This window comes from Providencia rustigianii, from assembly GCF_900637755.1.
Lineage (GTDB): Bacteria > Pseudomonadota > Gammaproteobacteria > Enterobacterales > Enterobacteriaceae > Providencia > Providencia rustigianii.
The window spans coordinates 1,723,809-1,745,044 of record NZ_LR134396.1; the positions used below are offsets into that span (position 1 = coordinate 1,723,809).

24 protein-coding genes are annotated in these 21,236 nt (G+C 38.7%); 15 read left to right on the forward strand and 9 right to left on the reverse strand.

Annotation, left to right across the window (positions count from 1 at the left end):
* The first annotated feature begins 3 nt into the window (after nucleotides 1-3).
* Together EL244_RS07970 and EL244_RS07975 are read left to right on the forward strand one after the other, a co-directional pair.
* Nucleotides 4-426: a DUF2059 domain-containing protein gene (locus tag EL244_RS07970; RefSeq protein ID WP_126460028.1), complete on the forward strand. Its 423-nt coding sequence runs from the start codon at nucleotides 4-6 to the stop codon at nucleotides 424-426.
* Nucleotides 427-700: 274 nt separating this feature from the next.
* Nucleotides 701-1,075 (forward strand): hypothetical protein, encoded by a 375-nt coding sequence (locus EL244_RS07975; protein WP_039854137.1) that lies wholly within the window; start codon nucleotides 701-703, stop codon nucleotides 1,073-1,075.
* Between the two features lie 65 nt (nucleotides 1,076-1,140).
* Here the strand turns inward: EL244_RS07975 and tpx are convergent, their stop codons facing one another.
* Entirely contained in the window at nucleotides 1,141-1,641 is a 501-nt protein-coding gene (gene tpx / locus EL244_RS07980) for a thiol peroxidase (RefSeq protein WP_006813221.1), read from the reverse strand.
* Nucleotides 1,642-2,087: 446 nt separating this feature from the next.
* Between tpx and EL244_RS07985 the strand changes: the two genes are divergently transcribed.
* Nucleotides 2,088-3,710, forward strand: a complete 1,623-nt coding sequence (locus EL244_RS07985; RefSeq protein WP_039854134.1) for a peptide ABC transporter substrate-binding protein — start codon at nucleotides 2,088-2,090, stop codon at nucleotides 3,708-3,710.
* Nucleotides 3,711-4,073: 363 nt separating this feature from the next.
* Nucleotides 4,074-5,057: a zinc transporter ZntB gene (zntB, locus tag EL244_RS07990; protein ID WP_126460031.1), complete on the forward strand. Its 984-nt coding sequence runs from the start codon at nucleotides 4,074-4,076 to the stop codon at nucleotides 5,055-5,057.
* Nucleotides 5,058-5,320: 263 nt separating this feature from the next.
* Here zntB and ttcA read toward each other — a convergent pair whose 3' ends face one another.
* Complete coding sequence (gene ttcA, locus EL244_RS07995) at nucleotides 5,321-6,235, reverse strand: tRNA 2-thiocytidine(32) synthetase TtcA (RefSeq protein ID WP_126460034.1); 915 nt, start codon at nucleotides 6,233-6,235, stop codon at nucleotides 5,321-5,323.
* A 238-nt stretch (nucleotides 6,236-6,473) separates the two neighbouring features.
* Between ttcA and EL244_RS18125 the strand changes: the two genes are divergently transcribed.
* Entirely contained in the window at nucleotides 6,474-6,599 is a 126-nt protein-coding gene (locus EL244_RS18125; protein WP_269471788.1) for a hypothetical protein, read from the forward strand.
* Nucleotides 6,600-6,721: 122 nt separating this feature from the next.
* Here EL244_RS18125 and EL244_RS08000 read toward each other — a convergent pair whose 3' ends face one another.
* Nucleotides 6,722-7,417, reverse strand: coding sequence for an aspartate/glutamate racemase family protein (locus EL244_RS08000; protein WP_126462765.1), 696 nt, complete (start codon nucleotides 7,415-7,417; stop codon nucleotides 6,722-6,724).
* Between the two features lie 283 nt (nucleotides 7,418-7,700).
* Here EL244_RS08000 and EL244_RS08005 point away from each other — a divergent pair, with 283 nt between their 5' ends.
* The 4 genes from EL244_RS08005 (at nucleotide 7,701) to EL244_RS08020 (ending at nucleotide 10,463) form a co-directional block, all read left to right on the forward strand.
* The gene (locus tag EL244_RS08005) at nucleotides 7,701-8,480 is read left to right on the forward strand and encodes a YaeF family permuted papain-like enzyme (RefSeq protein ID WP_006813215.1); all 780 of its coding nucleotides are present in this window, start codon (nucleotides 7,701-7,703) and stop codon (nucleotides 8,478-8,480) included.
* Nucleotides 8,481-8,945: 465 nt separating this feature from the next.
* On the forward strand, nucleotides 8,946-9,374 hold the full coding sequence (locus EL244_RS08010; RefSeq protein WP_006813214.1) for a universal stress protein: 429 nt from the start codon (nucleotides 8,946-8,948) through the stop codon (nucleotides 9,372-9,374).
* Nucleotides 9,375-9,509: 135 nt separating this feature from the next.
* The gene (locus EL244_RS08015) at nucleotides 9,510-9,848 is read left to right on the forward strand and encodes a hypothetical protein (protein WP_006813213.1); all 339 of its coding nucleotides are present in this window, start codon (nucleotides 9,510-9,512) and stop codon (nucleotides 9,846-9,848) included.
* Between the two features lie 165 nt (nucleotides 9,849-10,013).
* A complete protein-coding gene (locus EL244_RS08020) occupies nucleotides 10,014-10,463 on the forward strand; it encodes a universal stress protein (RefSeq protein ID WP_006813212.1) in 450 nt (149 codons plus the stop codon).
* A 55-nt stretch (nucleotides 10,464-10,518) separates the two neighbouring features.
* Here EL244_RS08020 and EL244_RS08025 read toward each other — a convergent pair whose 3' ends face one another.
* Nucleotides 10,519-10,812 (reverse strand): DUF5339 domain-containing protein, encoded by a 294-nt coding sequence (locus tag EL244_RS08025; protein ID WP_039854130.1) that lies wholly within the window; start codon nucleotides 10,810-10,812, stop codon nucleotides 10,519-10,521.
* 233 nt (nucleotides 10,813-11,045) lie between these two features.
* Between EL244_RS08025 and EL244_RS08030 the strand changes: the two genes are divergently transcribed.
* Nucleotides 11,046-11,447, forward strand: coding sequence for a hypothetical protein (locus EL244_RS08030; protein ID WP_230084867.1), 402 nt, complete (start codon nucleotides 11,046-11,048; stop codon nucleotides 11,445-11,447).
* 6 nt (nucleotides 11,448-11,453) lie between these two features.
* Here EL244_RS08030 and EL244_RS08035 read toward each other — a convergent pair whose 3' ends face one another.
* Nucleotides 11,454-12,086: a TetR/AcrR family transcriptional regulator gene (locus EL244_RS08035; RefSeq protein WP_006813209.1), complete on the reverse strand. Its 633-nt coding sequence runs from the start codon at nucleotides 12,084-12,086 to the stop codon at nucleotides 11,454-11,456.
* A 149-nt stretch (nucleotides 12,087-12,235) separates the two neighbouring features.
* Between EL244_RS08035 and EL244_RS08040 the strand changes: the two genes are divergently transcribed.
* From EL244_RS08040 to phoH, 4 genes are all read left to right on the forward strand, one after another.
* Nucleotides 12,236-13,042, forward strand: a complete 807-nt coding sequence (locus EL244_RS08040) for a threonine/serine exporter family protein (protein WP_126460037.1) — start codon at nucleotides 12,236-12,238, stop codon at nucleotides 13,040-13,042.
* Complete coding sequence (locus EL244_RS08045; RefSeq protein WP_006813207.1) at nucleotides 13,042-13,503, forward strand: threonine/serine exporter; 462 nt, start codon at nucleotides 13,042-13,044, stop codon at nucleotides 13,501-13,503. Before EL244_RS08040 ends, EL244_RS08045 begins: the two co-directional genes overlap by 1 nt.
* A gap of 287 nt (nucleotides 13,504-13,790) precedes the next feature.
* Nucleotides 13,791-14,774, forward strand: coding sequence for an endonuclease (locus tag EL244_RS08050; protein WP_195848901.1), 984 nt, complete (start codon nucleotides 13,791-13,793; stop codon nucleotides 14,772-14,774).
* A gap of 461 nt (nucleotides 14,775-15,235) precedes the next feature.
* Nucleotides 15,236-16,021: a phosphate starvation-inducible protein PhoH gene (gene phoH / locus EL244_RS08055; protein ID WP_006813204.1), complete on the forward strand. Its 786-nt coding sequence runs from the start codon at nucleotides 15,236-15,238 to the stop codon at nucleotides 16,019-16,021.
* A gap of 42 nt (nucleotides 16,022-16,063) precedes the next feature.
* Here phoH and EL244_RS08060 read toward each other — a convergent pair whose 3' ends face one another.
* From EL244_RS08060 to EL244_RS08075, 4 genes are all read right to left on the reverse strand, one after another.
* Nucleotides 16,064-16,903 (reverse strand): siderophore-interacting protein, encoded by an 840-nt coding sequence (locus tag EL244_RS08060; RefSeq protein ID WP_126460040.1) that lies wholly within the window; start codon nucleotides 16,901-16,903, stop codon nucleotides 16,064-16,066.
* Nucleotides 16,904-17,064: 161 nt separating this feature from the next.
* A complete protein-coding gene (locus tag EL244_RS08065) occupies nucleotides 17,065-17,244 on the reverse strand; it encodes a DUF2474 domain-containing protein (RefSeq protein ID WP_126460043.1) in 180 nt (59 codons plus the stop codon).
* Nucleotides 17,201-18,211, reverse strand: a complete 1,011-nt coding sequence (gene cydB, locus EL244_RS08070) for a cytochrome d ubiquinol oxidase subunit II (RefSeq protein ID WP_126460046.1) — start codon at nucleotides 18,209-18,211, stop codon at nucleotides 17,201-17,203. Before cydB ends, EL244_RS08065 begins: the two co-directional genes overlap by 44 nt.
* Entirely contained in the window at nucleotides 18,201-19,538 is a 1,338-nt protein-coding gene (locus tag EL244_RS08075; protein WP_006813199.1) for a cytochrome ubiquinol oxidase subunit I, read from the reverse strand. Before EL244_RS08075 ends, cydB begins: the two co-directional genes overlap by 11 nt.
* 244 nt (nucleotides 19,539-19,782) lie before the next feature.
* Between EL244_RS08075 and EL244_RS08080 the strand changes: the two genes are divergently transcribed.
* Nucleotides 19,783-21,201: an aminotransferase-like domain-containing protein gene (locus EL244_RS08080; RefSeq protein ID WP_006813198.1), complete on the forward strand. Its 1,419-nt coding sequence runs from the start codon at nucleotides 19,783-19,785 to the stop codon at nucleotides 21,199-21,201.
* Nucleotides 21,202-21,236 lie beyond the last annotated feature (35 nt).

Here is a 21,236-nt window from a genome sequence, read left to right on the forward strand (position 1 = left end):
GCGATGAAAAATTATTTAGCAGTCAGTTTATTTGGATTATTAATCAGCATGAGTGCGAGTTGTTTAGCTCAAAGTGAAAACAGTGCGCTGGATAAGCGATGTAAAGTGGTGGAGCAAACAACGGATGAGATGTATGAAAATGGCGCATTAATCCAATGCTATTTTCCAAACATGGCTTTATTAAATGCTTACCAAGAGTATCGTGATTTACTTGGCGATGATAGAAAATATTTGGCGAAGAAACTGATATCAAATAAAGATGTGGACGTGAATTGTACGGATGATAATTGCTCATCGATTCATTATCGCTGGAGTGGGGATAAACAATTAAATATTGAGCAAAATTTTGCGGGTGGTGAGACGACCCTTAAATTTATCCAGAAAAATAATGATACACACCTTGATATAAGATACTTCCCAGATTAAGGCTATCTATTTTTTATTATTTAAAAAATTCAAATAAAATAGCTCACAAATAATTTATTTTATAAAAATTATTTGGTGAGCTAACTCGATTAAACTAAATTTACACTTTTTTCATTGTGAAACGGTGATCTGATCATTGCGATTAGGCCATCGTTTCTGCTATATAAAGATAGACAAAGGCTTTAATGAGTAAAGTAAACAATAAGAAAAATGCTTATGTTGTGCATTGATTATTCTTATCGCAACGTTGGTTATAGACCTTCAAGGAGTTGCAATGGAACAATTCACTATTAATTTTGTTGTTAATTTTAAGCTTCGTGAATATATGTCTAAATGTCATTATCAAAGTGATATGTTTGAATCGGCAACTTCAGCGGCTGAACTTTATTTAATGAATAAAGCAGCGGCTAATTATCTAGCCAAAAAAAATCGTTTTACTTGGGAGGCGTTAGTTAAAAATGGTGATAAATCGAGAGATTTAATTATCGATGTTCTGACTTCCTGTTGCCCTGTAACTCAAGAGCAGGCACAAAGAATACTCAGCACGTTATCTCATACACTCATCAGTATGATGAAAGACAATGTGATATTTGCAAATGTGGTCAATGCTAAAAATCATAAACCGCTATATTGGGCTCACGTTGATTAAAGTAGATGGATACTGAAAAGCATAGCAGCCAATTAGAGGCTGCTATGTACAAGCCTAAATTAACATTATTTTAGGCTACTTAATGCGTTATCGTAATCCGGCTCTTCAGTAATTTCAGGCACTAATTGGCTATAAATAACGTTATTGTTTTCATCTAATACCACGACTGAACGTGCAGTCAGACCTTGCAGTGGGCCCGTCGTCATTTCAACTCCATAGTCTTGTGCGAAATTACTACGAAAAGCTGATAATGTGACCACGTTATCTAATCCTTCTGCGCCACAAAAACGTGCTTGAGCAAAAGGTAGATCTGCAGAAATACACAGAACGACAGTGTTGTCTAACCCACTAGCTAATTGATTGAATTTACGAACAGAAGCAGCGCAAACACCGGTATCAACACTTGGGAAGATATTCAGAATTTTGCGTTTACCTTGGTAAGTATCTAAGGTTGCTTCGCTTAAGTCTTTAGTGACCAGAGTAAAAGGCTTTGCTTGTGCTCCAGCTTGTAAGAACGTGCCACCTAATGAAATGCTATTACCTTTTAGTGTAACTGTCTGCGACATGAGTTTTTCTCCCGTTTATAAATTGAGTTGAAGGATCTCAAGTTAGGATATTGAGCTTTAAATTCAAAGAATGACCTAATTGATGACCTTAACTTTTTGTTTTTACATCTATTATTGACCAAATTACGCTTTAATTTTTACGATGTTAACGCTAGTTAAGCGATTCATCCAGTATACAACTGATAAGCCCTATCAAGCGCTTCTGTTTTTTATTATGGATTATCTTAAAATACCATATTCAAGATAATAAAAAGAGCGCTTTGTGCCGAGTTTTACTTGTTATATGATGCCTAACAGGCTGAATATTGATGGATAGCCAAATCAGTGACTTATTGGCACATAATGACTCATATTTTTAGCTTATCAAATGTCGACTGAGCAAGTTTTAATGTAATCCTTAAAGCTTTGCTACCTATTTTTTGCCTAATAGTAGATAGAATAATAATATGCATAAATGTTCACGTACCTCTTTAGCTGTATTACTTTCATCCTTTTTTCTGACTACTCCAGCAATGAGTGCTGTTATCCCTGCCGGAACTGTATTAGCTGAAAATCAAGAAGTTGTCCGTCATTTGAAAGATGAACCAGCTTCTTTGGATCCGATTAAATCTGTTGGTCTCACTGAAGCGCAAGTGATGCGTGATTTATTCGAAGGATTAGTGAATCAAGATAACCATGGGCAATCTATTCCGGGTGTGGCTTTGAGTTGGCATACCGAGGATAACCTTACATGGATTTTTAAATTGCGACCTGATGCGGCTTGGTCTAATGGGGAGCCTGTGACGGCGGAGGATTTTGTTTATAGTTGGCGCCGTTTAGTTACACCAACAAACACATCGCCTTTTGCATGGTTTGCTGCACTGTCTGGAATCAATAACGCACAAGATATTATTGATGGGAAATTGCCCCCAGAGCAATTAGGTGTAGAAGCGCTAGATAATCACACATTAAAAGTGGTATTAAATAAACCTGTTCCCTATTTCCCATCATTAACAGCGAATTTTAGTCTATTTCCCGTACACCGTGATACGGTTGAAAAATTTGGTGCAGATTGGATTAAAGTGGGTAATTTAATCGGTAATGGTGCATTTGAACTCAATGACCGCGTTGTTAATGAAAAAATTGTATTAACGCCAAATACCCACTATTGGGACAATAAAAATACAGTTATTACCAAAGTGACTTTTGTGCCAATTAACCAAGAGTCACATGCAACTAATCGTTATTTAGCGGGTGATTTGGATATTACGGAATCATTCCCTAAACAGCGTTATAAAAAATTATTGGAAGATATTCCTAATGAGGTTTTTACACCTGATCAGTTAGGAACTTATTATTATGCTTTTAATACCCAACGGGCACCGACAAATGATGTACGTGTTCGTCAAGCATTATCAATGGCAATTGATCGCCAACTGATTGCAAGCAAGGTATTAGGAACGGGAGAGAAACCAGCAAATTATTTCACTCCAGATGTTACTGCCGGTTTTAAACCACAAAAAGGTTTCTACCAGACTCATTCGCAAAAAGAACTCGACCAGCATGCGAAAACATTATTAAAGCAAGCCGGATATGGGGAAAATAATCCACTGGAACTGACATTGTTATATAACAGTTCAGAAAATCACCAAAAGATAGCGATAGCGATTGCATCTATGTGGAAGAAAAAATTGGGTGTTCAGGTAAAATTGGTTAATCAAGAATGGAAAACTTACATCGATAGCCGAAATACGGGCAATTTTGATGTGATCCGCGCATCTTGGATAGGGGATTTTAATGAACCTTCTACATTTTTATCCTTATTAACCTCCCAGCATAGTGGCAATATTCCTAAGTTTAACAACCCGAATTATGATGCGTTGATGAGCTCTGCGAGTATTGAAACGAATGATGGAGTACGTAATGGATATTATAATCAGGCAGAAGCTGTTATAGCGAAAGAGGCGCCAATTGCCCCAATTTATCAATATACCAATGCGCGCTTGATTAAGCCTTGGCTAAAAGGTTATCCAATCGAAAACCCAGAAGATGTAGCTTATAGCCATAGTTTTTATATTATCAAGCACTAGTAGACGAATTTGGCCAGTGCATGTGTGCTGGCTAAATGAGGTATTTTCAATAAGATAGATAAAAAAAACTCCTTCCACTGGAGAGTAAGAAGGAGGACCAAAAAGGAATAAACACTACGGGTTAATAATAGGAAAAATAATTATTGTTTTATTGCTAATTTGTGTCAATGGAGTGAGATCTCTTTTGCAAAAATGGCGATATTTCATCAATCTATCTAAATCGCATATATTCTTGCTCTATCTTTTTTCGAATTTAATATAAGTTTTTCTGTTAGTCCCATCCCTAAGATATTCTTAGAATTTATTGCAATATCTCCGTTAATCTACTAAAAATAACGTATTTCCAATGCAAGGAGATATTGCATGGCGTCAATCTATGGATCCCAATTTCAAGACTCTAGTCCAGTACATGCCTTTCAATTGAATGGAAAAGGCGGTTTTTTACCGATTGATGTAAATGCAACTGCAACTCAACAATCCCCATTTTGGTTCCATTATGACTATAAAAATAAAGAGTCATTCAGTTGGATCCAACAGTCGGATTTATTTAGTGACCAAGTAAAGTCGGCGTTGACTGGAAAATCGAGCCGCTTACGCATGGTACGTGTCGGCGACGGTGTTTTACTGACCTTACAAACATTAAATAATACGGTAGGGCAGCGTCCAGAACAGCTAGTGGCTTTTCGTATCTTCATGAATAGCCGGATGATTGTTTCTACTCGCCATCGTAAGGTTAAATCACTAGACTCAGTGATTGAGGATTTACATGATGGTGTTGGCGCTCAGAGCACGGGTGATTGGCTTGCTGACGTCACCGATGCTATCACGGATGAAATTAGTGACTTCACGGATTTACTCCATGAACGCCTTATTGAGATGGAAGATGATATTTTACGCGGTGAAATCCCCGAACGTGGTGAATTGGGATTGCTTCGTAAGCAAATCATTGTTATTCGCCGTTATATGGCACCTCAACGAGATATGTTTTCTCGCTTAACGGCTGAAAAGTTTTTATGGCTGGAAGATGCAGATAGGCGCCGGTTACAGGAAATTGCTGACAGATTAGGACGCTGTATTGAAGATCTCGATGGCTTTATTGCTCGAACTGCCATTATGTCTGACGAAATCACCAATATGATGACCGAGATGATGAATCGTCGTATTTACACGATGTCATTAATGGCAATGATTTTTTTACCAACGACGTTCTTGACTGGGTTATTTGGTGTGAACCTTGGTGGGATCCCAGGGGGAGAATTCAGATTTGCGTTTAGTGCTTTTTGCGTATTGCTTGCCTGTTTAATTGCAACCGTCTTTTGGTGGTTAAAAAGAAGTCGCTGGCTATAACAGTAGTGAATTATTCTTGGTAATGGGAACTAGTTTGAGATAAATCAATAAAGTGGATAAGGTTTTAAGGCAATATTACTTCCGCAGGTGAATGCAACGTTGAGCGATGAACGTTGTGCTCCATAATTGTAGTTTTTCTCATATTGAGTTCTTATACAGAATAATTGACCACTGTAATGCCGATGTCTTTTACATCGGCTTTTTTTTGCCTAAAATCTAGGGATTGCCCCAAATTGAGGCAATCCATTAAAATTTAGCTAAATTTATTTTATTTCAATCACATCTAAACGGTCAGCACTAAAGTCAGGTTGGTCATCTTCATCTATCATTGGCTGAGATGGCAACTCTTCACGGTCAAATGCCATATCTCCACCATTAATAACCGCATCGCCATGAGAAATATTTTTAAAATCAAATAGCGTGGTATCACAGAGATGAGAGGAAACCACATTTTGAGTTGCACTGAACATAGTTTCAATACGCCCTGGATAGCGTTTATCCCAGTCGCGGAGCATCTCTTTAATGACTTGGCGTTGTAAATTTGGCTGAGAACCACATAGATTACATGGAATAATTGGAAACCCTTTAGCTTCAGCAAAACGTTCAATATCTTTTTCACGGCAATAAGCGAGAGGACGGATCACAATATGTTTACCATCGTCACTCATCAATTTTGGTGGCATACCTTTTAATTTACCGCCGTAGAACATGTTTAAAAATAGAGTCTGTAAAATATCATCGCGGTGGTGACCAAGTGCAATTTTGGTTGCACCTAATTCAGTGGCAGTGCGATATAAAATTCCACGACGCAGACGAGAGCATAAGGAGCAGGTCGTTTTCCCCTCTGGAATTTTTTCTTTAACAATACCATAGGTATTTTCTTCGACGATTTTGTATTCAACACCCAATTCATCTAAATAGGCTGGCAAAATATGTTCAGGGAAACCGGGTTGTTTTTGATCTAGATTTACGGCAACTAGTGAGAATGAGATTGGCGCACTTTTTTGTAAGCTTTGCAGTATTGCTAACAGAGTGTAGCTGTCTTTCCCGCCAGAGAGACACACCATAATACGGTCGCCATCTTCAATCATATTGAAATCGGCAATGGCTTGCCCTACATCTCGGCGAATGCGTTTTTGGAGTTTATTAAAGTAGTATTGTTCTTTATTGGTAGTCATTCTGTGTTGTTCTTTATTGTCGCGAAATGTTTTACCTAGCGTAAAACCAAAGCTCAAGTATGGAGAAGAAATTTTTAGAGGCACATGATACCAGATGGATGAGGATTTTTGATACAGATTCGCAAAAAAGTTGGAATGAAGGGAGAATGGTGCGGAGTAGATGAGATTGATATTTATCTGATACACATCGACTAGAATTCAGGGTAATTTTATCTAAAAAGGAGAAATTACAATGGCAATGTTTAACCCGATGGACATACTTGCACATGGAATGATGGGAACCATCAGCATGGTGGTCACCCCAGTAGAATACTTCATCTATAGTGGTGCGTTTGCAGAGCTATTCTTGTTCTCAATGTTTTAATAGAAGCTCAAACTCAGTAAAATAACTGATTATCGCTATTATAATCATCGTCCTAGTAACGGGTCATATTTTGTCGTTATAGGACGATGAGGTAAAATAATCGTATTGTTGGAAATGATATTTTAATTCTGTAAAGCAAATTCTACCGCTTTTTGGGCATGTATAGCGGTTGTATCGAAAACAGGAACAGAAGTATCTTCTTGACCGACCAATAGCGTAATTTCAGTACAACCTAGAATAATTCCTTCTGCACCTTGTTTGACTAATTGACGCATAATACGTTGATATTCTGCTTTTGATGATTCCTTTATTTTACCCATGCATAATTCATTATAAATAATGTCATGAACAACCTTACGGTCAGCATCATTGGGTATTATCACATTTAATCCGAATTTATCACTCAGCCTATTTTTATAAAACGCTTGCTCCATGGTGAATGCGGTTCCTAAGAGCCCAATAGTTTTAATACCTGTATTGGAAATGCGTTCACCTGTGGCATCTGCAATATGTAATAGCGGAAGTTTAGAGATATCTTCAATTTGTGGTGCAACTTTATGCATTGTATTTGTGCACAATACTAAAAAATCAGCACCTGCCGCTTGTAGTCGAAGGCCTGCATTGGCTAAATGTTCTGCGGCTAAGTCCCATTGACCATGGGATTGGAAATGTTCTATTTCTGCAAAATCAACGCTATATAAAGCAATTTTTGCGGAATGTAATCCACCTAATTGTTGTTTAATGCCTTCATTAATTTGTTGGTAATAAAGTAGGGTTGATTCCCAGCTCATTCCACCAATAAGTCCGATGGTTTTCATCATGTTATGTCCTATTTTGTTATTTTTATTACTATACTGACCACCATAAATAATGGTCAATAAAATAATTTTAATCAGACTTTTAAAACTATCTTATCGGAAGGCGTTATTAAATGTTTTTCTTTAATTTCATATTACGAATTTATACTAAGAGATTTTCAATATGAGGGTTAGTTGTGATTGAAGTGTGATCTTTCACTAAAATTGATGTATTGATTGAAAATAAATTCATGAGACAATCATCCTCAGACGATAAAAATAACCATAAAATGGATTGGCATAAATGAAATTATTTCGCTGGATATTGATTGTTAGTTTTATTTTTATCAATGGTTGTTCTACACAATTTAAAACGGATGAACAATCTAATCAGTTAAAATTTACAATACAACAAGCCAATACAATTCCGATTAAAGATTCCGTCGAGCCATTAACGGTTGCAGATATGTTGCCTGGAGATATTTTATTGTCATCGGCAACAGGAATGAACTCGTGGGGGATCCGTTTATTTAGCGTGAGCGGAGTGAGTCACGCTTCTATTTATCTCGGTTTTGGTCAAGTTGCAGAATCAGTAGGAAGTGGCGTTAGAATTATTCGTCTAGATCAAGCTATCAATGACTCTAACAATATGGTGGTATTACGGCATAATCACCTGACGTCATTTCATGCAGAAAAGTTACGTGAATTTTCTGAACAGAATGATGGTGGTAAGTACAACATGAAAGGGATTGTCATGATTGCTCCTTGGATGCTCACTAAACGGGTGTGTGAATTACCCTTAGTAGGACAAACAATTCGGAATTTTTGTTTAAGAACTCTCGCTACAGTTCAACTAGGTGATGATATTGAACAAGCGAACGGTTTCTTTTGTTCGCAGTTTGTCCTAGATGCTTACAAATATGCAGGAGTGCCGTTGTTTGAAGGTAACTCATCATGGATTACACCCGCAGATATTCTGCATATGCGCTCGGGGGATGTTCCTACATTTGTCCCTACAGAGCGTCTTACTTATGTTGGTCATCTAAAAAATTGGAGTTTTAGTAGCGCGATTCGTAAAAACTAATTGTTTATTTTTTGATTAACTATCAATGATATGTAATAAAAAAAAGGCCAACTCAAATGAATTGGCCTGCTAAACTGGAAGCAATGTGAGCAATGTCGTTTGTGATAAAGTTGAGTAATTTACTCAACTATTCACGAGATAAAAGATAACCATTCTCATTTAAGAAATCAACCCCTTTTTTTGTAATATTAATTGCCCCTTAAAACCGTAAAAATTAGTTAAAATAAATAATAAAAACAAGAAAGTAGGCTTTACTTTTGGCTTTTTATCTTAATTTTATTATAACGATAGCTAAAAATATTTTACATTCTTGGGTGTTTTTTCGAGGGGAAAATATAGCTATAAAAAAATTATTGTGAATTTATAGCTACAGATCTCATTTATCTTTTGAGTTAAGAGACATTTACCGCATTTGGACTATAATTTTCTAGTTAATATTCATTTGAACACTTATCAGGAGGGGTTATGTATAAAACGATTTTGGTCCCTATAGATCTAACAGAAGAAGAATTAACCAGTAAAGCCGTGCATCATGCAGTTAATTTGGCCAAACAGTCAGGTGCAAAAATTCATTTGATCCACGTGCTTCCTATCTCTTCAGCGATCATTAATGCTTACGCTTTGGGTTATATGGAAATCAAAGATCGAGCAACGGTGAAAGCAGAAGAAGATATGAAAATGCTGATGGATTCAATTGATCTTCCTCAGGCAGATGTGAGCTATACAATAACGTTTGGTTCTCCTCGCGATGAAGTGATTAATACGGCAAAAGATATCAATGCCGATATTATTGTGATTGGATCTCGTCGCCCAAATATTACGACTCATCTATTAGGCTCAACTGCTGCCGGTATTGTTCGCTACGCAGAAACATCAGTACTCGTAGTACGTTAATAAATTAATATTAAGAACCTATACCATGATTGGTATAGGTTCTTTTTTTGATATTTTTCAGTTTAATATAAAGTATTCCAGTTATCTTACCCGAGGATATTTTATGTAGATTAGTTGGGGAAGATTGGGTTATTTATGGAAAAATTCACTAAGGAATTATTACGTGTAGAACACTTTATTTTTAGGGTACTACGTTTTTATTTTTTAGCGATATTGGTTTTTTTTATTGGTCTACTTCCGGGAATTATTGGTTTTTATTTTATAGAAGGGCACTCACTGATGGAGTCTATGCTGAATGCACTTTCTATGCTGAGTGGTCAGCCTATCGAGCCTGCACCAATTACTCAGACTGGACGGTTTTTTATCGCAATTTACGGTTTATTTTTACAGAGTGTATTTATTATCAGTGTTGGTTTAATTGTGACTCCATTTATCCATCGTGTACTACATAAATGGCATCTAGAAGATAATTAATCGAGTGGATTGACGTGATTTTTTATTGATTAGACGAGAAGCTCACGACATTTTTATTTTATTCGGACTATACTTTTATTGATGAAAATAACCATTAAACAGTTATCTCATACACTTGGATTTCTAGAAAAATAAGTGAGAGATACATACTTGAGAGGGGCTTATATGTACAAAACTATTTTGGTTCCTGTAGATATTTCAGAAGATACATTAACGGATAATGCACTAAAACATGCTATCCACTTGGCAAAAATGGATAATGCAAATATTCATTTATTCCACTCAGTTCCAGATGTCTCTAGATTCTCAATGAGTTACAGTTATCATTATGATTTACTAGCATCCTTTACAAAAAAAGCCCTTGAGCGTTCGGAAGAACAGTTAAAAGAATTGATCGATTCACTGGCTAAAAAATACGATTACCCCGCAGATAAAATCTCTTATAAGGTAGAGTTTGGTTCACCAAGGGATAAAGTTTTAGCAGAAGCTGAAAATATTCATGCGGATTTAATTGTTATTGGGTCTCGTAACCCAAGTTTTTCAACACATTTACTCGGATCGAACGCTTCGGGAATTGTATCTTATGCCAAAATATCGGTATTAGTTGTCAGATAGTTGGATAACAAATAAAAAGACCTGATGATTCAGGTCTTTTTATATTTGAAGGGTATTATTGGTTATTTACGGCTTCTTTGGCTTGCTCAATAGCGGTTAATGCTTGACTACAAGCTTGCTCTTGTGATTCTTCAGGGTAGGTTGCTAATGCTTTTTTAGCTTCCTCTAACTGTGATTTCATTAATGAAATTTGCTCTCCCGCATTTGGTTCATTCTTATATTGCTCTTCAGCTTGTTTGACGAGAGCATTCATCTCTTTGAAATACTTATCACACACATTTCCTGCACTTGCATGAGAGACGGATAACGCGGCAAATAGCCCAAATGCTATTGGAAGGATTTTTTTCATAATATATTCACTTTCGAAAGACATATTTGAATCAGCATAGCATTGTGACTTAAAAAAGGCATCATCAGCCGATTAATATTTTGGGCTGATTTAATCTTTATCAAACTCACCCCATATTGATAGTCAAAATTAGAAATAGCATAAATTGCAAATTATAAATGAGAATCATTATTGACGTTTGGAATGTATAAAGTGTACATTCTAGTACACTTTTAATATTGAATGGAATAGTGATGACAAATAATACGATTATAAATATTCAAGATTGGCCAGTATGCTCAATGAATACATTTCCATCGTCAATGGGGGAAACCCAGCAATGGTTAGCTGAGCTAGAATTATTGCTTGCCAAAAAAGAGTCATTTTCTTTGATTTATCCACCGATGAAGCCTAAAGGCAAGCCAACAGCGGAAGATATGGAATGTATGAAAACGGTTCGTCGTTGGCTGAAAGATGCTCGAGAGGGAATGGTGAAATATTGTCAAGCCATGGTTATCACGCTGCAGTCGGATGGTAGCGATAAACTGGAAATGGAAAAAATGGCACCTGTAATTTCATCGCTTTATGGGCCCGAGGTTTATCTAGAAGAGAATGCATTATTAGCACAAAAACGAGCAGTTTCTGTATTAAATTAATAAAATTTATGTGGCACTAATTTTACGGATATAGCTGGCAATGATATCGACTGAAAGACCAATTTGTTGGTTAATAAAATCATCGTTGGGCTTAAAATTTTTCACACAAAAAGTTTTAATGAATACATCTGCTTTTAACATTTCCAAATAGCGGGATGAGATACTAAGTAACAATTTTTCATCCACATTTACATTAGGAAGTTGTGCAAGTTTTTGAGTAAGCCTTTGGTAACTTTGAACGGGGCCCTGTTCAAAAAATAACTGGCTGATTTCAGGGAAGCGGTTATATTCGCCGAGGATTAATCGATATAGCCCTATCGATTGTGGCTTAACCACATTTCGCAGAAAGCGCGAGCCATAAAATGATAATACAGCTTCAATTGTTTGTAATGGTGGTTCTTTACTGTCTGGTTCCGTAAATATGTCATCAATCATATAGGCGACAACGGCTGAAAATAAACCCTCTTTATCCCCAAAGCTCTTATACAAGGTAGAGCGAGAACCTCCCGCGCGCTCAATAATCATGTCAAGCGTTGTTCCTTCAAACCCATATTGCAGAAAAACTTCAGCAGCAGCAGCAATGAGTGCTTGATGGCGACGTTGACCTTTTGGGGTTTTTGCGGGAATGGGGTGACTCATAAAATAATTATCCTAACGAAAAATGAAATAGTAGCGTTAATTTACCTGAAAGAGGTCATAATTCTTCGTATTATTATCCTCTATGATATATATGAATATTATCATGTCTAAATCAATATCTGAATTTTAACAAAGCCTCGGGGGATCCAATGAAGGATAGCGTTGTTGATCAGCATATAGAAGATAAAAGTGTTGATGTGCAAAGGGAAATCACCAAATTATGTATTGAATGTGGTTTATTGCTGCTACAGCATGGTGCGGAAAGTATGCTTGTCGAACAATTAACGACTCGATTAGGTATTGCACTAGGGGCAAATCAGGTAGACAGTGCAATTTCATCGAATTCTTTAGTGTTAACTACTATCGTGGATGGTCGATGCCTAACATCCACTCGCCGCATTATTGACCGCGGGATTAATATGCATGTGGTGACAGAGGTTCAGCATGCTGTCATTCTCGTAGAGCATCATTTACTTGGTCGCCAACAATTACGTAAAAAATTAAATGGTATCAAGCCGCTACGTTATCCACGTTGGCTCATGGTGTTAATGGTAGCGTTATCTTGCGCTTGCTTTAGTTCGTTAAATGGCGGTGGACTAGAAAGTGCGTTTATCACGTTTTTAGCGAGTGGTTGCGCAATGTTTATTCGCCAGGTTTTGACATCAAATCAAATAAATCCACTGATCAATTTTTGTATTACCGCATTTGTTGCGACTTCGGTATCGGGTTTATTACTAAAAATTCCTTATTTTGAAGTCACTGAGACTATTTCGATGGCTGCGAGTGTATTGTTGCTGGTTCCTGGTTTTCCTTTGATAAATGCAGTCGCAGATATGTTTAAGGGGCATGTTAATACGGGGATTGCTCGTTGGGTGATGGCAAGCTTGTTGACGCTAGCGACCTGCATTGGCGTCGTTCTAGCCATGACTATCTGGAATTTGAGGGAGTGGGCCTAATGTTTTTATTGGAATTAATCTGGAAGATGTTGCTCGCGGCGATCCCTGCCATTGGTTTTGCGATGGTATTCAATGTTCCGGTGAGAGCACTAAAATATTGCGGATTATTAGGCGCAATTGGGTATGGATCGCGGATGATTTTAATGTCATTCGGATTACAAATTGAGTGGGCAAGTTTTTTAGCTGCCACCTTAATCGGAATGATTGGAATTCAATGGTCTCGCTGGTGGCTAGCGCATCCTAAAGTCTTTACTGTTGCTGCAGTGATCCCAATGTTTCCCGGTATCAGTGCCTATATCGCGATGATCTCAGTTGTGAAAATATCTCAGTACGGTTATACCCCTGAGCTAATGGAAACGCTTGTTACCTACTTTTTAAAGGCATCTTTTATTGTCGGAGCGCTTTCTATCGGTATCTCTCTTCCCGGATTATGGCTATATCGCAAGAAACCCAGTGTTTGATATCAACATACCGCCTTCATATTCATAAAATGATCAATAAAAGTTAACCCGTGATTTAGAGATTGGGCTAACTTTTATTGATAGATATTCGAGTAAGTTAGTTTTTATTATTTTTTACCTAAATTCTGATATTGATTTTTATCCCTTAAAATAAAGTACCAATTGATATTAAAAAGACTTATATTTCATCCAACTAGAGTGTATTCATATTGTGTTCATCTATTTTTGAATGAATAACTTACTCGTTGTATTTAATTTATCGACTTTTTCTCATCAGTGGTGTTATTTTGAAACAATATTCAATCTATAAGTATTTACATCTTGCATTAATTCTTATTTTTTCCTTCATTAGCCATTCAGCCTATGCAGCACCTAGCTCATTTCCTGAAGCAAAATCATTGAGTAAAAACCAAGTTTATATTGACCAAAATCATCAAGGAGAGGGAACTCTCTATTGTGGTTGTCAGTGGGAGTGGGTTGGTAAAAGTGGTGGACAAGTTGATTTAGCATCCTGTGGCTACCAAGTTCGTAAACAACAAAATCGTGCGGAACGTATTGAGTGGGAACATATTGTTCCAGCATGGGTTTTTGGCCATCAGCGTCAATGTTGGCAAAATGGCGGGCGTAAAAACTGTGTTTCTTCAGATCCTGTATTTGCTCGTATGGAGGCCGATATGCACAATTTAGCGCCTTCGATTGGTGAAGTGAATGGTGATCGTAGTAATTGGAGTTTCGGAAAGCTTCCTGAGAATACGCCATATTCATATGGAATGTGTCGTAGCCGTATTGATTTTAAACAACGCGTCTTTGAACCTCGTGATGAAGTTAAAGGGCAAGTTGCTCGTGTTTATTTCTATATGCATGATCGCTATAACTTATCTATGTCTCGCCAACAGCAGCAATTGTTTATGGCATGGGATAAACAATATCCTGTGAATGAATGGGAAAAACAACGCGACCAGCGTATTGCAAAAGTGATGGGGCACAATAACCCGTTTGTGACAGGCGAAAAAAGTTGGGACTTAGGACATAAAAATGGTGCAGAAGGTTTAACGGGGCAATCAGCCAAACCCGTAAAATCGGTAGAGCAGAGTACGCCAGCGAATAATACTACTCAACAAGTGAAAGGAAATCGTAATACTAAAAAGTATCATTTGGCGCACTGTTCAGGTTTTAAAACCACGGCAGATAAAAATGCAGAAATGTTTTCTACTGAAGCTGAGGCACAAACTAAAGGGTATCAATTAGCGGGCAATTGTAAACCGATCTAATTTAGATATTGCCACAAAGATTGACAACGCATTGGTTTTTTTGGCTTTTTATGATATTTCCTACAGATTATCTGACCTTTACGTAAAAATGCACAGTTTCTGTTAATTTAATGTTGTAATTTAAAAAAAACTAGAGCTATATTTATAGAAAGGAAATGTTGTAGGTTGATGATATTCTAGTCAAATAAAAATTTGCAGATTGTCATAATATTGTCATACAGATTCTTTAGTTTACGAGTATCGCCTGTATAGGAGAAACTAATGACAACAAAGTGTTTGTTTACAAAAATTCAAGACCGGTTATCGATCCACCATGAAATTAGCATGGTGAGATTGCTAACCGGTTTTTTTATATCTGAAATGTTCACCTATGTCACATAAGAGCTTGAAGGGAGCTCCTCTCTGTTTTGAATAGTTCGTCATTTGAATTGACATCACTGATACCTGGAAGGGTTAATACTATGAGTAGACAGAAAGCTGCAACAAAAACACGTCGTGAAATGAAACGCACATCTCGCAAGGATCGTTCAGGGAGGTATGATATGAATAATGTAACCTCCTTTGCCGAATATACCGGTATTGAGCCTATTGGTATGGCGAAAGAACGTCGCGATGAAACTCCAATCACTCCACGTAATGAAGCCCAAAAGCTCTACATCAACTCCATCAAGCATAAGCAGCTCATTTTTGCTAATGGTGAAGCAGGATGCGGTAAAACTTACATTAGTACCGCATTAGCTGCAGATGCTTTAATCAATAAAGAGATCAGTAAAATCATTGTAACTCGCCCTGTATTGCAAGCAGAGGAAGACCTGGGTTTTTTACCTGGAGATATGTCTGAAAAGTTTGCGCCATATTTTAGACCTGTTTATGACGTTCTTATGAAAAGATTAGGAGCATCATTTTTACAGTATTGTTTGCGACCTGAAATTGCGAAAGTGGAAATTGCGCCATTTGCGTATATGCGAGGTCGTACGTTTGAAAATGCAATCGTGATCCTCGATGAGGCACAAAATGTGACAGTCACACAAATGAAAATGTTCTTAACTCGTTTAGGGGAGAACGTGACAGTCATCGTCAATGGGGATATTACTCAGTGCGATTTACCGAGCGGTGTTCCATCAGGATTGGCGGATGCATTACAGCGTTTTAATAGCGATAGCTTGGTATCTATGGTGAATTTTACGATTGACGATTGTGTGAGATCTGAACTGTGTCATAAAGCGCTACTTGCGTACAATGATTAACCTTCTTATCTGCCCCGATCATCGGGGCAGTATTTTTATCGATTAATCGTCCGGGTTATCCATGACCGCATGGCGTTCATGATGGTAGCCTTCTTCATCATAGCCATACCGCCAGTAAGGAATTGCGTAAATATCCTCACGACTAAAGCCTTTCTCTCGACGCACAAAACGACGTAATTCGCGAATAATTTGGTCTTCGCCAGCAATCCAAAAACCGACATCACTTGTAGGGATATCCCATGATTTGAATGTATTAATCAATGCGGATGTTTGACTAATATCGCCAACGACCCACTCAATCTCCATACCCGCAGGTTTGGAAAGCTCACGAAGATCAGCTTGATGTTCTAAGCGTAGAACAACACGCCCCTGAGCATTTTCTGGCATCTTTTCTAACAGCGCGGCAATGGCTGGCAATGAACTAGAGTCTCCCGCCATAAAATAGTGAGAGCGGACCGGAAGCAGTGGATCCGGACCTCCTGGGTTTGTGATACCGAGCCAATTACCCGGCTTGGCATCACGAGCAAAGAGGTATGCTGGACCTGTCACGCCTTCATGCATCGCAAATTCAATATCGATTTCACTTAATTTAGGGCGAATGGCACGTACAGAATAAGTCCGTACAAATGGGCGAGGCTTATCTTCTGGCCAACTGCGTCCGTTATCGGTCAAGATGGGAAGTGCTGGCTGGCTAGCATAGTCTGGCGCAATGAAAATCTTGAGATGCCCACCTTCGCAGTTATCAGGATAATCAGTCAGTCTTTCGCCCGTAAATGTAATGCGGCGAATTGATGGGCTGATATCAGTGATGGATTTAACTTGAATGAGTTGCGGTGGTGCTGGGCGGTAGATGTTTTTTTCAACTGTTGGTGTACTAGCCACGAACCGTCTCCTTTCTTAATGATAATTTTATTATATGTTAATTATTATCATTATCATATCACGAGTAAGAATAAGAAAACCATTCAAATAATACAGTGAAATAGGTCATGAAAAACAAAATGCCGCATAACAGAATATTATGCGGCATTGGGGGAAAATCACTATTTTACTTTCATTCCCGCTGCGGTCATCAGCAATTTAAACAAGAAAGAGAACGCAAATAGCGCCAATACACTTCCTAACCAGATTATTGCCATCCAACCCATTTTTTTCCACCAAGGTGAACTCACTAAATGATCAGTGGTAGCCTTGTTCAGGGGTAATTTTTCCTCTGAAGACATAGTAACTCCAATAGGTATAAACCAAAATAACAGGGATAATAAATAACGCGCCGACCAACATGAAGCCTAAGCTTTCTGGTGGGCCAGCGGCATCTCGGAAACTGATGGCTGGTGGAATTAAATTTGGCCAGATGCTAATACCTAATCCAGTGAAGCCAAGGAAAATCAGAGCTAATGCTGATAAGAATGGAATGCTATCGTGTTGTTGACGCTTCACACTCTTGATGATTAACCAGACACAACCTATTACAAGTAGTGGAACGGGGAGAAAGAAAAACAAGTTTGGCAAGGTAAACCAGCGTTGATAAATGGCTTCACTTTGCATTGGTGTCCACACACTGATTACGCCGATCACCGCTAACATTAATAGGGTTAATGGGCGCAAAATACGGTACATTGTTTTACATAAATGCCCCTCAGTTTTCATAATCAGCCAGCCACAGGCGAGTAAGGCATAAGCGACGACTAGCCCAAATCCACAAAATAGAGGGAAAGGGGAGAACCAATCGAAATACCCGCCCATATAGACGCGATTTTCAACGTGGAAGCCTTGAATAAATGCACCGACAACAACGCCTTGAATGAATGTGGCAAAAATTGAGCCCCAAATAAAAGCATGATCCCAATGGCGCCGATGAGATTCATCAGCACGGAAACGGAACTCAAAGGCGACACCACGGAAAATCAAGGCCAATAACATAAAGGTCAGTGGAATCGATAGAGCATCCAATACGATGGCATAGACCAAAGGAAATGCCCCGAATAATGCAGCACCGCCTAGCACTAGCCATGTTTCATTACCGTCCCAAACAGGAGCGACGCTGTTCATCATTAAGTCACGGTCTTGACTATCTTTTAAGGCTGGATAAAGGATACCGATGCCTAAATCAAAACCGTCCATGACGATATACATCAACATACTAAAAACAATAATGACAAACCAAATGAGAGGTAAATCAATGCCCATGAGCTGTCTCCTCGGTGATGCCTTTACGAATTAATTTCATCATGTACATATAGCCAATCCCAAATACGCTGCCATATACGGCAAAGAACGCGAGTAAGCTAATACTCATATGGACCTCTCCGTGAGCACTCACGGCATCAGCGGTACGTTGTAATCCATAAACAACCCATGGCTGGCGACCAATCTCGGTTGTAAACCAACCAGCAAGAATCGCAATGAGTCCCGATGGCGCCATGACAAACATAAAGCGTAAGAATGTTTTGGACTCATAGAGTCTTTTACGTGAACGTAACCATAATCCCCAGACACCAGCAGCGATCATGAGTAAGCCCAATCCAACCATCACACGGAATGACCAGAACACCATAAATACGTTGGGTCTATCCTCGGGTGGAAACTCTTTTAAAGCAGGAACTTGTTTATCAATACTATGGGTTAAAATCAGGCTTGCCAGATAAGGAATTTCAACGGCATATTCTGTTTTCTCTTTGTCCATATTAGGAATACCAAAGAGGATCAGCGGAGTTGCTTCACCGGGTTTATTTTCCCAGTGGCCTTCCATTGCAGCTACCTTAACAGGTTGATATTTCAATGTATTTAAACCATGAGCATCACCGATAAATGCTTGAACTGGTGCTAGTACTAAGATCAACCACAATGACATGGAGAACATTTTCTTCATGGCAGAGGATTTATTACCTTTGAGCAGGTGCCATGCCGCGGATGCGCCAATAAAAAATGCTGCAGCAAGGAAGGCTGCTGTTGTCATATGCAGTAAGCGATAGGGGAATGAAGGATTGAAAATTACGGCTAGCCAGTCGACAGGCACAATTCGGTTATCAACGATTTCAAATCCTTGAGGGGTTTGCATAAAGCTGTTAGAAGCGAGGATCCAGAAGGTGGAAATAATGGTTCCGAGTGCCACCATGCAAGTCGCAAAGTAATGTAGCTTTTCGCCCACTCGGTTCATACCGAATAACATAACACCGAGAAATCCTGCTTCTAAGAAGAATGCGGTGAGAACTTCATAAGTGAGCAACGGTCCAGTGACACTGCCTGCAAAGTCAGAAAAGAAGCTCCAGTTAGTCCCAAATTGGTACGCCATCACCAATCCAGAAACTACCCCCATCCCGAAATTGACTGCAAAAATTTTTGACCAGAAATGGAATAGTTTTATGTAGTCAGGATTTCGAGTTTTTAGCCATAAACCTTCAAGCACGGCGAGAAAACTCGCTAACCCGATAGTAATAGCCGGAAAAATAATATGGAACGAGACCGTAAATGCGAATTGTATACGGGCAAGTTCCAGCGCAGTTAGTCCAAACATATTGACCCCTGAATGGAAATGATTACGACACGCGACATTTAAAGCCATTGCGAAGCAATTTGACGCAATCCTTAGCAATAAATAATTGTTTTCGTTGGATTGTTAACACTCATAAATCCAGCTAGAAATGTTTTGTGCTTATAGTTAAAAAAAGTCAGGTGAATGTGGTGGATAAGTAGAACATGAGACGTTAAACTATAATAGTAACAATTTTTAGGAAAACAACTATAACAGTGAGGCGGGAATGACGAGATATGAACAGTTAGCGGCACAAATTCGTCAACAAATAGAAGATAATATCTGGCAAGTTGGTGACAGATTACCTTCACTTAGAGAAAGCGTGAAACAATCCGGTTTAAGTCTGATGACAGTAGTACAGGCTTACCAATTGCTTGAAAGCCAAGGTTGGGTCGCGGCTCGACCACAATCGGGCTACTACGTTGCAAATCGCAACAATACATTTGCCGCAGCGAAAGGAGGGAAAGGACTACATCTTAATGAAAATGTTGAGATTAATGCCTCCATTTTTGGTGTCCTGCAAGCCTGTAAGGATCCTGATATTATTCCATTTGGTTCCGCGTTTCCTGACCCAGCCTTACTTGATGAACCCAAATTGGCTAAATCACTGGCTTCTGTTGCTCGTCGTCTATCGAAATTTAATACCACTGCCAATTTACCACCGGGAAATGAACAATTACGCCGTAATATTGCTCAACGCTATGCAACTCAAGGGATCCATGTTGCCCCTGATGAAATTGTTATTACTGCGGGTGCGATGGAATCATTAGTTTTAAGCTTACAAGCCGTTACACAGCCGGGGGATTGGGTGGTCATTGAATCACCCGCTTTTTATGGCTCGTTGCAAGCGATTGAACGTTTAAAATTAAAGGCGATTGCGATTAAAACAGACCCTCTCTTTGGTATTGATCTTGATGCTCTCGAGGATATTGCGGATAAATACCCAATCAAAGCATGTTGGTTGATGACCCATTACCAAAATCCATTAGGTGGCACGATGCCACAAGCCAATAAAAAACGGTTGGTTGAGATCCTGAATAAACACCGAATCTCACTTATTGAAGATGATGTGTATGGGGAACTTTATTTTGGTAATAAGCAGCCAATTCCTGCAAAATCCCTTGATACTCAAGGTAATTTTTTCCACTGTTCGTCATTTTCAAAATGCTTAGCGCCGGGATATCGGGTTGGTTGGGTTGCTGCGGGGCATCATGCTTCGAAAATTCAGCATTTGCAGATGATGAGTACAGTTTCGGCAAGTGTACCGACACAGTTAGCCATTGCGGAATATTTATCCCAAGGTGGGTATGATACCCATTTGAGAAAACTGCGTCAGACGATGGAACAACGTCAGCACCTCATGTTGAATGCTATCGCCAAATATTTGCCATCATCCGTGAAAGTGAATACCCCGAAGGGGGGATATTTCTTATGGCTTGAGTTAGAGCCGCCCTTTAATGCAATTCGTTTATATCAATTAGCGTTAAAAAAAGGAATTGGTATTGCGCCGGGCAGCATGTTTTCAACCAGCGACCAGTTTAACCATGCATTTCGTTTAAATGCCTCGTTTGCATGGAATGATCGTTTGGAACAGTCAATGAAAGTTTTAGGGGATTTATGCCACACATTGATCGAAGATAAATAAGCGCAAAACAGAGAGGGTGAGCAGTCACATTATCG